Annotated in this window: 8 protein-coding genes; 6 read left to right on the top strand and 2 right to left on the bottom strand. The window is 62.0% G+C overall.

Going from position 1 to position 12,175, the window contains the following annotated elements:
* Positions 1 to 39: 39 nt before the first annotated feature.
* Positions 40 to 1,077: a DUF1616 domain-containing protein gene (locus GCU68_RS20865; protein ID WP_152944607.1), complete on the bottom strand. Its 1,038-nt coding sequence runs from the start codon at positions 1,075 to 1,077 to the stop codon at positions 40 to 42.
* Between the two features lie 424 nt (positions 1,078 to 1,501).
* On the opposite strand from GCU68_RS20865, the gene GCU68_RS20860 reads away from it, so the two are divergent.
* The 5 genes from GCU68_RS20860 to GCU68_RS20840 all read left to right on the top strand — a co-directional run bounded on the left by GCU68_RS20860 (position 1,502) and on the right by GCU68_RS20840 (position 7,477).
* Positions 1,502 to 2,512, top strand: a complete 1,011-nt coding sequence (locus tag GCU68_RS20860; RefSeq protein WP_152944570.1) for a lipid II:glycine glycyltransferase FemX — start codon at positions 1,502 to 1,504, stop codon at positions 2,510 to 2,512.
* A gap of 161 nt (positions 2,513 to 2,673) precedes the next feature.
* Entirely contained in the window at positions 2,674 to 4,287 is a 1,614-nt protein-coding gene (locus tag GCU68_RS20855; protein WP_152944569.1) for an alkaline phosphatase family protein, read from the top strand.
* Between the two features lie 215 nt (positions 4,288 to 4,502).
* Positions 4,503 to 5,723, top strand: a complete 1,221-nt coding sequence (locus GCU68_RS20850; protein ID WP_152944568.1) for a GNAT family N-acetyltransferase — start codon at positions 4,503 to 4,505, stop codon at positions 5,721 to 5,723.
* A gap of 28 nt (positions 5,724 to 5,751) precedes the next feature.
* The gene (locus GCU68_RS20845) at positions 5,752 to 6,954 is read left to right on the top strand and encodes a carboxylate--amine ligase (protein WP_152944567.1); all 1,203 of its coding nucleotides are present in this window, start codon (positions 5,752 to 5,754) and stop codon (positions 6,952 to 6,954) included.
* A 193-nt stretch (positions 6,955 to 7,147) separates the two neighbouring features.
* Positions 7,148 to 7,477, top strand: a complete 330-nt coding sequence (locus tag GCU68_RS20840; RefSeq protein ID WP_152944566.1) for a hypothetical protein — start codon at positions 7,148 to 7,150, stop codon at positions 7,475 to 7,477.
* Positions 7,478 to 7,594: 117 nt separating this feature from the next.
* Here the strand turns inward: GCU68_RS20840 and GCU68_RS20835 are convergent, their stop codons facing one another.
* On the bottom strand, positions 7,595 to 8,902 hold the full coding sequence (locus GCU68_RS20835; protein WP_152944565.1) for a hypothetical protein: 1,308 nt from the start codon (positions 8,900 to 8,902) through the stop codon (positions 7,595 to 7,597).
* Between the two features lie 527 nt (positions 8,903 to 9,429).
* On the opposite strand from GCU68_RS20835, the gene GCU68_RS20830 reads away from it, so the two are divergent.
* Positions 9,430 to 11,220 (top strand): hypothetical protein, encoded by a 1,791-nt coding sequence (locus GCU68_RS20830; RefSeq protein ID WP_152944564.1) that lies wholly within the window; start codon positions 9,430 to 9,432, stop codon positions 11,218 to 11,220.
* Positions 11,221 to 12,175: the final 955 nt, after the last annotated feature.

The raw sequence follows: 12,175 nt of genomic DNA, 5'->3' as shown, positions 1-12,175 counted from the left end.
CGACCGAACGATACCGCCAGCGGAGACCGACGTGGAGGCTTACTCGTCTTCGAGATCCTCGCCGACGTCGGTCCAGAAGTAGCCGTGTCGGTAGGCGTTGTCGGCGGTCGGGACGTCGGGCACCTCGCCGTCGTACAGCAAGACCGCGATCCGAACGGTGCCGCTTTCGGCTGTCGGCGTCACGTCCCGATCGACGGTGAGCGTCTCGCCGTCGCTGACGCTGTGTTCGGTTCGTTGTAACTCCGTACGATCGAAGACTTCGCCGTCCTCGAGCCACTGTTCCTGAATGACCACGGTGTACTCCTGCTCGTGGCCTTCCTGATTCTCGATTCCGGTGGTAAACGCGATCGAGCCGCCGGGTTCGACGGCCGACGGCGTGCCGCCGGCGACGAGGTCACCCGACTCGTCTTCGGTGAGTAACTGCAGCGACGTGTACTGTTCGCCCTGCTGTGGGGAGACGAGCGCGTAGCCGACGCTCGTCAGCGCGAGCAGCAGACTGACGACGAGAACGACGTTGACGGCAGTGTGTGCAGCCGACCCCGATCCGAAGAGAGCCGCGCGAACGGCACCGAGTTTTCGACCGAGCCGGAACCGGTACCGATCCCGCGGGGCCACTCGAAACCGTCTGAACGCGGCGACGGCGACACCGACGATGGCGAAGCCGCTTACGGTTCCGACCACGGTCGATGTGGTAAAGCCCCACGAGAGAGCGGCAATCGCGAGTCCGAGAAGCGGCAGGATCGCAACACTCAGTCCGAACGCGAGCGCTGCGCGTTCGACGTCAGTTACGTCTCGTGTCTGTCCGAGCAGCGGGGTCGACTCCAGCGTGTCGACCGGCGACGCGCGCGGAAAGAGGATTGAGACCGTCACGTATCCCGGTGCGAGAAACAGCAGCGGGAATCCGACTGCCCCTCGCACGATCGGCGAAGCGACATCGACGACTGCCAGCAGGACGGTCGCAACGGCGACGAATCCGGTAACACCGACCAGATCGATCGGCAGTCGACCGACGAGATCCCTGGTTCCGAGGCCAACGGCCGCAAACGGTCGAAACGTTCTGATCAAGAGGTCTTTCATATATCCGTCAGTTATCCGTAACTCGACCGATCCAGACATTGTTACTAGTCGCATAACCGACCGTCCTCCGAATCGACAGGTTCTGTCGCCGATCTGTCGATGCGATGGCTCGAGTGGCCATCCATCACCACAGGTTCGTCAGAGGATCGGTGTGCGCCCATCGGGAGTTCGTGTGTAGCGCGCAAGGCAGACTCGACACCACGGGTGTCGACGATCGAGAGTTGCGAGACTCACACGGCGGCGTGGTCGTAGGAGGTGCATAGCCCGTCGATCGCAATCGCAGTACATGACAGCGATCGTGACAGACCGTCGTTGAAGACGGAAACAAGTTGCTTACAAAGTGCTCGTGAAGCGATCGATCGCATATGAGATACCGACCGATCGACGATACCGCTCGAGCGTCCGTCTCCGGGTGGTCGAACAGATGAGCATCGAGGTTCGCGTCGCGACCGACGACGACTTAGAGCGATGGAACAGCTACGTCGCACAGTCGCCACAGGGAACGCTGTGTCACGAACTCGAGGCGCTGCGGGTGCAGGCTGAACACGCCGACGCGCTGGTCCACCCGTTGATCGGGTTCAAAGGCCAGGAGCCGGTCGGGCTGTTTCCCGTCTTCAAGATCAGAAAGCAGTTCGTCACGACGGCGTTTTCTCCGCCCCCACACCTCCGCGTACCGTATCTCGGGCCGGCGTTTCTGAACATGGGGAAGCTGAAGCAGCGAAAGCGCGAGCGTCGCCGCCAGCGGTTCATGGACGGCTGTTTCGAGTGGATCGAGTCGGAGCTGAATCCGAAGTACGGCCACATCCGGACGGCGACGGCGTTCGAGGATTCGCGGCCGTTCAAGTGGAACGCCTACGACGTGACGCCGGAGTACACCTACGCCGTCGACCTCACCGTCGGAGAAGACGACCTCCTGATGTCGTTCAGCAGCGACGCCCGAAGCAACATCCGGAACACCGACGACGACGCCTACGAGGTCACAGTCGGCGGCCCCGAGGAGATTCGTCTGATCCACGAGCAGGTGAAACACCGGTACGAATCGCAGGATATCAGCTTCGGCGTGCCAGTCGAGTTTGTCCTCGAGCTCGCCGACCGAACCGAGAACGGCCACGTGCGGCCGTACACCCTTCGCGTGGACGACGAGTTCGTCGGCGGCATATTGGCCCTCGAGTACGACGGCACCACGGGTCGGTGGATGGGCGGGGTGCGGACCGACGCCGACGTCGACGTGCCGACGAACGACCTGCTCGACTGGGGAATCATGAAAGACGGCCTCGAGAACGGCCTCGAGACGTACGATCTCGTCGGGGCCGACACGCGCCGGATCAACCGGTACAAAGCGAAGTTCAACCCCGAACTGGAGACGTACTACAGCCTCGAGTACGGCTCGTGGGGGATGCGGACGATCGCGTCGCTGTACGACAGCGTCAAGTAGGGAATCCGATCAAGGAGACGGTAGGGAGTGGTTTACGGGCCGTTTTTCGACGTTACTCGGAGATCAGCTCGTGAGCGTAAGCCACAGCCCCGTCCGCGAGACACATAATATGCGCGTAATTTAGCCCATAACGAAAGGTCAGTGTGGTGGAGGAGTCGGCGATGAACGACGACTCTTCGCTCCGGACACTGCTCGTCGGGATCGATGCCGCCTGTGATCGGATCCTCGAGCCACTGTTCGACGACGGTGAGCTACCGACCCTCGAGTCGATTTACCGAGAGGGGACGAATGGCCCGCTCGAGTCCCAGATCCCGCCGTGGACGGCCTCGGCGTGGCCGTCACTGTATACGGGCATGAACCCCGGCAAACACGGTGTCTACGGCTTTCTCAATTTCGACGGCTACGACTGGGACGTGGTCAACGCGACCGACGTTCACGAGCGAACGCTGTGGGAGCTGCTCGACCGCCACGGGATCACGAGCGCGGTCGTCAACGTCCCCGTGACGCATCCGCCACGGGAGTTCGACGGTGCGCTGATCCCGGGCTACACCGCCCCAGAAGATCCCGACTGTCATCCCGCGGGGCTGCTCGAGGAGGTTCGAGCGGCGATCGGCGAGTACCGCGTCTACCCCGACGAGGACGCGGCCGACCTCGGACAGGCGTACACTGATTGCGTGCGTATGCGAGGGGAGGCGTTTCGCTATCTCGCCGCGGAGTACGAGCCCGAGTTCGGATTCGTCGAGTTCCAGGCGACGGATTCAATCTTCCACGAGCGGCCCGACGACGACGACGCGATTCGGTCGATCTACCGCGAAGTCGACCGACAGCTGGGCGAGATCCTCGAGGCAACGGAGCCGGCGAACGTGATCGTCGCGAGCGACCACGGGATGGGGCCGTACGACGGACTGGAGTTCCGCGTCAACGACTACCTCCGCGAGGAAGGATTCGTGACGACCGCAAGCGGCGGCCAGGGGATGCCGAACTGGGCGACAGTTCGGGACGGCAATCTCAAAGAAGGTGACGACACGACGCGCCACGAAGCCGGCGTCGCCGAGCGAGCGATGGCGACCGCCGCCGGATTCGGGCTGACGAGCCAGCGGATCGGGGCCGTTCTCGAGCGACTGGGACTCGACGAGTTCGTTGCGGCGTACGCGCCTACTGGTGTCGTCAACGCGGGGGCGACGCAGGTCGACTTCTCCGAATCGACCGCGTACGTGCGCTCGCGAATCGAACTCGGTGTGCGGATCAACCTCGAGGGCCGCGAGCCGGATGGCGTCGTCCCGCCGGACGCGTACGAGGAAGTTCGAACCCAACTCATCGACGCCCTGCGGTCGGTGCGGACGCCCGACGGGGAGCCCGTCTTCGAGGCCGTCCGGCCCAGAGAGGAGTACTTCCACGGGCCCGAGAGCGAGGATGCGGTCGACATCGTGACCGTCCCCGCCGATTTCGAGCACTTCCTGTCGGCGACGCTGCGAGACGAGCAGTTCGGCCCACCGAGCGAGCCGTGGAACCACAAGCTCGAGGGAACGGTCGCAGCTCGAGGCGACGAGATCGATCCCACAGCGGGCGTCGGGGATGCCCACCTCTTCGATATCGCTCCGACGGTCCTCTCGACGTTCGGGATTCCGTTCGACGAGCGGATGGACGGCACGCCGCTGCCGTGTGTCGACGCGGCCGGCACGGAGAAGTATCCGCGGTTCGACGGCGCACGGTCGGTCGAGACAGCCGACGACGACGTCGAGAAACGACTCGCGGATCTCGGCTACCTCGAGTGACCGTTCAGCGGACACTCGACGCTCACGTTCGTCTCGGAACCAGTCTGTGATGACGACACGACCGATACAGTCGTGTGACAGAAACCGTATATAGATCGTTTATCCGTTGATTGTAGCGTATTCAGGCTCAATCCCTTTTCATATACAGGCTGAAGTGGCGAGTGACGAGCGCACCGCGAAACAGACACCGAGTCGCCTCAGCACCACCGCTCTCCATGAAAAGTCCCACATCGACATCCACGCAGCCGTCGTGTACGATCCGACCGTTCGAAGCAGGCGACCGCCCGGAACTGCTGTCGCTGTACGAGACGGTGTTCGGCCGCGACCGGAGCAGCGAGTGGTTCCGCTGGAAGTTCGTAGACAACCCCTACGTGGATCACGTCCCGATCATCGTCGCCGAAGCCGACGGCAGACTCGTGGGCTGTCGAGCGTTTTTCGCCCAGGAGATGCGGATCGGCGACGCCGTACGGATCGCGTTCCAGCCCTGTGATACGATGGTTCACCCAGCGTATCGAGAGCAAGGGCTGTTCAGCCGAATGAACGAACACGCACTCGAGCGATACGCCGATCGGTCGCCGTCGTTCTGCTTCAATTTTCCAAACGAGCAGTCCAAGCCGGGGAATCTCAAGCATGGGTGGCAAGAGATCGGCACGTTCCCGGTGTACTATCGACCACAGGACCCCGTCGGGAGCGTCCGGGAGTTGGCACGCGGCGGTGACGACGAGACCAGCGATGCTGACGCTATCGACGGCTCCGGCACAGGTGCCGAGAACATCGGTGTAGACGACACTGACGGCGGAATCGACGAACGCACGCACCGCGACGATACAGTCGATGACACCGCCAGTGGAGTAACACACGCACTGTCCGGCGTGATAACGAGTTCACAACAGGCGGGCGATCGACTGGTCACTCAGTCCGATTCGGAACTCGACGTCGTACGCTTCGAGACGCCGCCCGCGGCCCTCCTCGAGTCGGTGTATCGACGGGCGATTCCCGATGGGATCCACACGAATCGGACCGCGGCATTCTACCGGTGGCGCTTCGAGAATCCGGCACAGCGCTACACGACTTACGTCGCGACACGGGACGGCGAGACGCCGGTCGCAGCGCTCGTACTCTCGCAGGTCGATGACCACCTTCGGATCATCGAGACCCTTCCGCGGACGGTCGACACCGAACAGGGGGCAATCAATCAATTGCTTGTGACAGCGCTCGGCGAGTATCCCGATCGAAACTACGTTACGGCGTTCGGAGAAACGCTCCCAACACCCATTCGGTACCGGTTTTATCCCGACACACGGTTTCCGCTCTCGACGCTTGTGCAGCCGACGTCGAGGACGCTTCTCGCTCGTGATCTCAACGACGGAACCGGGCTCGAGGACACCGTAGTCGACGACTGGGCCCTCTCGAGGCTCGATTTAGACACAACATAACATTTCTACACCGTATTGGAGTGCCCGTATGGACAACTCCGCCTGGAACGGGAACGAGTCAGTCGTCGTTCCGGGGATCGCCGCACCGAGTACGGTCGCCTGTGCGAGATCGCTCGGCCGACGCGGCATCCGAACGATCGTCGTCTCGAGTGATGAAACGACCCCGGCATTTCAGTCGAAGTACTGTGACGAGGCCGTGCGCGTGCCGTCGCCACACGAGGATCTCGTGGCGTACAAAGACGCGTTGCGCTCGCTTGCGATGCGCCCGGACGTGCGGACGATCATTCCCGTTCGGGAGCCGGATATCTACGTGTTGTCGAAGTACAGAGACGAGTTCGCCGAGCACGTGGCCACGCCGTGGCCGACGTTCGACACGTTAGCGCGAGCGCAGGATCGAATGCGACTGTTCGAGGCCGCCGACACGGCGGGTGTCGCCGCGCCGGAGACGGCGCTGTTTACTACCGCACCCGAGGAAGGGCGCAAGTGGATTATCAAGCCGCGGTACACGATCCTCGGCGACGAGTACGTCGAGGAGTACACGCCCGAAACCTGCGTCGCCCCGCCGTCGACACAGTATCTCGAGTCGACTCGAGCCGCCACGGCCGAAGAGTTCAGGACGGAGATGCACCACGTGCCGCTGGTACAGGAGTACGTCTCGACGACCGAGGAGTACGGCTTCTTTGCGCTCTACGACGAGGGCGAACCGGTGGCGACCTTCCAGCACCGTCAACGCCGCGGTTACAGCTACGCGGGCGGTCCCAGCGCGTTTCGCGAATCAGTCGACATCCCGGCCCTCGAGGAATCCGGGCTGGCGCTGCTCGACGAACTGGAGTGGCACGGGCTCGCGATGGTCGAGTTCCTGCGTGACGAGGAGACCGGCGAGTTCAAACTCATGGAAGTCAACCCGCGATTCTGGTCGTCGCTTCCCTTCTCGGTCCAAACCGGTGCGGATTTCCCGTACTACTACTGGCTGCTGGCAACCGGCGCACGGGACCGAATCGACCACAGCTACCAGCCGGGGATCGGCGGCCACCTGCTTCGGGGTGAGTTGTTGTATCTCCACTCGATACTCAGAAAGGACATCGACCTCGTGGAGAAGCCGCCGATGACGGATGCGATACGAGAGGTGGCACGAACGCTCTACGAGGAGCCACGGTTCGACTATCTCAGTCGTGACGATCCGCGTCCCTTCGTTCGCGATCTCCTGAACACGTTCGCGACGCTTCGGTAGTCGATCGATTCGACGGACGGCGTGGTGACGGGAGCCGTTCCCTCACCGTCGCTGACCGGGTTTCGTATCCATCTTTCGTCATATCTAAGGTGACTATTCATTCGTCGTGCTGTATCTGAGTGCCAATATTTCTCGAACAGTTACCGATGAGTCGACAAGAAGGCTTATGCCGCAGAGACAGACTTACCGAAGTATGGCACGCGACACACCGGTACAGAACCAAGTTGCCACGACTGATGCAGACCAGCTTCCGAACCTCGTGACGATCGTCGGCCGCGGCGTCCCCTCGAGTTTCGAGATCACCGTCGACGGTGAGATCGAGATGGACGCGCACGACCCGGTCGCCGAGGGAACGGTCGTCTCGGGAAGCGTCGCGGAAGGTGCGATCGACGTCGGCGTTCAACGGTTCCGCTTCGCCGGACAGGTGACGAACGTCCGCGTCGTCGACTGGAACGGCGTCGAGGCACCCGAATCCGCGAGCGTTCCGGACGTGCACGTCGATTACGGCGTTCCGGAACGGTAACTCGGACGAGTCGGGGTGAACGCAGTTTTGCGGTTGAAGTCACCAAACGCGCAGCGACGCGGCCGAGTGACGTCGGATCGACGGTACCGCCAAACCAGACGACTGCAACGCCTGCGGTTACCGGTCGGATCGAACGCGGCGCAGTCCCGACTTCGCGGACGTCCAAGCGGGATAGACGGTGTTGTAGACCGGAGCCGGCGCGTTTCTCGCGCCCGCACGGAGCAGTCGGTGTGACAGCGGCGGCTCGGAGTCGGAGACGAGGTCGTCGAGATCGGCCGCGTCGAGCCACTCGAAGAACGCCGCTTCGGCATCCGAATTCGGCTCCGTTTCGCGAGCGCGCTCACGGATATCTTCCCACATGTAGCGTTCGTCCTGCCCGAGGACCCACCTCCCCTCCTCGAGTGCGGTCCGGATCTCACGGTAGTCCGCATCCGAGAACGGGTAGCCGTGTGCTGTCGGCTCGAGGCCGGCAAGTCGAAGACCAACAGCAGTTCGATAGCACTTTTCGCACTCGCCGCAGTTGCCGTCCATTCGGACGTTACAGGTCTGGAGTTCGAGCGTCGGGTCCTCATTGCGGACGTAGTCGGCGATGCGGTCGAGTCGTTCCTGGCGAGTCAGGTCGTAGGCGTCGTGATGACACTGCGTTCCAGCCCAGCGTACGTGGTCGTCGATGTCGGGCCGCGAGCCCCACTCGAGGTCGATTCCCTCCCAGTGGGTCGCGGCGACGTAGAGGTCCTCGATACCGCGAGCGTAGGCCATCGGCGCACAGAGGCCGAGCAGGCCGAGTCCGTGGCCGACGGAGCTGTACCACGCGCCGTCGACGTAGCGTTTGTAGTGGGCCAGCAACATCGGATGGGCGAGAAAGGAGAGCATGTTCGACTCGACGAACGCCGTCTCGAGGTCGTGATCCGTGGCGAACGACGAGACGCGCGAGCGGAGGTGGTCCCAGTCGTCGTCGTCGGCCGGATCGGGCGTGATCGTCCAGCCCCGAATGCTGATGAGCGTCGGTGACTCCTCGCGGTGGCGGACGTACGAACACGTCGAGTCGACGCCGCCGGTAAAGAGCAGGCCGCTCTCACCGCCAGTTTCGGGTTCGGCGTCGGTCGTTCGCTTTGCATATAGCGTCCCGCCCTCGAGGAAGTCGTGCATCGAACACAGCGTTTCCTTGACCGCCTCGAGGGCGCTCGCGAACGTCGCGTCGACCTCGTCGACGTAGACGTCCGCCCCGTTCGCCCACGCGACGGGACAGACCTGCGCGAGGACTGGAATCGAGAGGACACCTTCGGGAACGTCCTCGATCGGGACGTCGTAGTCGGTTCGAAACGATTCGTCCGTAAAAAACCGCTCGAGGGCTGGTGACGTTCGAACGTCACACTCGAGGGTCGTACCGTCGGCGCTGACGTGGTCGATAACGATGGATGACATAGTGAATCGGAACTGACTGCTCAGTGGCACGCCCACTGTTCGCTGTCACCCCGATGGAGCACGAACGGGTACAAAAACCATCAGAACCGTTGATCGTTCGGATCCCGAAAACGCAACCCGTACACGTCAGTTCACAATCGATAAGGGTTGCATACACCTCGCCGTCTACGCCGCGACGCTTCTAGGCCGACACGGTCGGTGAGAATCCCGTGCCTCAAGACCGACGCCTGCCGGTGGTTCTGTGATAGTAGCCACTGAAAGTCAGTGCATACCCGATCGCACGACGGCTGTGCGATCGGTGTGTAAACCGTTTCAGTTGTTACTATAGCTGCCCGCCACCGACCACGAGCCACAACCGACGGAGTACGAACGGCTGGTAGCGGTGACACTGAGCCGTGTGTCACGGACACACGGATCCGAACTGGGACCGACAGGATAGGAGCCGGATAACAAACCGCTGGCTCGACGATTCGGTAGCAAGACATGCGTATCGACATCGGAACGGATAGCGATCACCTCGAGAGCACATGAACCGATCGACAGTCGACGTCACGTTCGTTGTCGGATATCTCGCAGTTGCGATCGGACTACTTGTCGCGCGGTCGAACCCCGCGACGACCTACGAGCCGTCGATCTACACGGGCACGCCGATGATAACGTGGGTCACGTTCGCCGTCGCGTTGGCGATCGCCGTCGGGATGGCACTGACCTGTCGCGGACGCGAACAGGCGTTGGGAATCGGTCTCGGTGCGATCACGGTGACCGGCATCGTCAGCCTGCCGGTGATCAGAAACTATCGGTTCGCCGGAATGGGTGACGCGCTCACCCATCTGGGCTGGACGCGAGACATCGTCGCCGGCGAGTTGGCACCCCACGAACTGTTCTATCCGGCGATTCACTCGATCGCATCCGTCTTTCATTACGCCGGTGGCATCCCGATCGAGCGCGCCCTGCTGTTTAGCATGGTCATCACGTTCGTGCCGTTTCTGATCTTCGTGCCACTGGTCGTGCGAGAGCTAACTGGACCCAGTATGGCGATCGGTGCCGCCGCGATCGTCTCGTGGATGGTATTGCCGATCAACAACATCGCGACACACATGGGCGTCCACACGAACTCGAACGCGCTCTTTCTAGCCCCCGTCGTCATCTTCGCAGTGTTCGCGTATCTCCGCCGGCGGGCAACCATCGAGCGACTCCCGCTCGGACTCTCACCGTTTAGCCTCCTCGTCGTCCTGTCCGGCATCGGACTCCTGTTAATCCACCCTCAGCAGATGGTCAACATCGTCGTCCTGCTCGGGGCGATCAGCAGCGTCCAGTACATCGTCCGCCGGCGCTCCGACGACCATCCAATCCTCGATCACCCGACGATGTACGCACACACGATCGTCCTCGGCGTGGTGTTCGGGCTCTGGGCATTGAGCAACGAGCGGTTCAGAGACGCGCTCCTCATCCTGGTCGTCGGGCTCCTGACTGAAGACGTCGGGAGCGGCGCCGAGGTCGACCAGCGTGGTTCCTCGCTCACAGAAATCGGCGGCAGTCTCGGCGAACTGTTCGTGACCATGTTCCTCGAGTCGGCGATTATCTCGCTCATCGTCGGCGTGTTCGTTCTGTTGGTGTGGCTCGGCCGGACACGACTCGCCCCCGAAGCGAAGTCGCTGGTCAACTATCTCGCGATTTCGATGGTCCCGCTGACCGGAATGTTCGTGGTCTACTTCGTCGGAACCCCGACGATGGCGTTCCGTCAACTCGGCTTCATTGCCGTGCTCCTGACAATTCTCGCTGGTGTTGCCATCTCACGTGGCGTCGGCACGCTTTCGAACTACGTCTCGAGACCAGGCGGGACGGCCATCGCAGCGCTCGGCCTCAGTATCTGTCTCGTTCTCGGCCTGATGACGGTGTTTGCCTCACCCATGATCTACGATCCGGGACAGCACGTCACCGATCAGAAGTTCAGCGGCTACGAGTCAGGGTTTGAACACGCAGACGAGGACCTCCCCCACGCGGGGATGGGCTACGATCCCTACCGATACGACCACGGGCTCAACGGCGTCGAAGGTGACGGGACGCTGAGCGGCGCGACGGTCGACAGCGGAACCGTCGATTCCGAGGCGTTCGAAGACGGCGACTACGCGGACGCCTACAACGGCATCGACTACTACTTCATCATGACACAATACGATATTACCCGCGAACTCGGCGTCTATCAGGAGCTCTACTACAGCGAGGACACCCTCGAGGAGTTCGAACGATCCCCCGAAGCGAACAAGGTGATCTCGAACGACGAGTTCCGAATGTACGTCGTCTCGAGCACGGAGTGACGCGCCGCGGGCAGAACGGTCGTACTGTCGCCCTGTGGACCCGTACTCGACGGGCGATCACAGTTGTTGGACGCCGCGGGATCTCCGTTCTCGAGCGCGACCTGCTGTCGGTGACGCGATCGAAAGCACACTGACTACCGGATCGCGACGGGGGCTCTCGAGTCGTTCGCGGTTGGAATCGCTCCCGGGGAGCAGTCTTCGAGAGAATCAATTAGTAAGTTTACTTTCGCGCGTGTACGCGTTCGGCTCACAGTGAGCGACACGACGTGATATGCGACTGTAACGCGCTGGCGCGGCTGCACGACAACAGTCACACGTGACTGCAGATGCACGCGACTGCACGAGATTGCAGTGCTACTGCAGTCGGATACGTACCGCGACCGCAGCTGCGATGACAGTGGACCGGTCCGCAAGGCATCCGACCGACCGAACTGCCTCGACGAGCAGTGCGCCCTTGCATAGCCGGTGATCGTCTGCCACACCGGTCGCCGTCGGAACCCGTCACAGCGTCGGTGTTCACCATCGTGACTCACCGTACGATCGCCGAGCGACGACCACGGCTGGAACGAGTACCCGACGGGTACAACGGTTGTTGCACTCGCGAGCCCCAGTCAGCCGCTCGAGGCGACACTGCCCAGCCAGCGGCACACCATCGAATAACAGGTGCCGAGTGAACGCCATCCGCAGTCGGTTCCCGTCAGTTTCGACCGAGTAATGCCGGACTGGTACCCACCAGATCGACCTCGAGCGACAGCCGAGTCGATGTCGTAGCGTCAACGGGACTAGGAACGGATCGACCGGTAGAAACCCTCACTCCCAAAGTAAGCCGATATTTATGCCACAAAGCCGGGTTACTCGAGGCCAGGTTCGGTGGGTAGTTCATCATAATTTCGTGAACGAATAGTCACAGATTGTGTCGTATTATGCAGTGTTAGCAATATATTCTGTAAATTTT

It is taken from the genome of Natronorubrum aibiense (assembly GCF_009392895.1).
Lineage (GTDB): Archaea > Halobacteriota > Halobacteria > Halobacteriales > Natrialbaceae > Natronorubrum > Natronorubrum aibiense.
The sequence above is the reverse complement of the archived record's forward strand: the minus strand, read 5'-3'. Positions and strand labels throughout refer to the sequence as shown.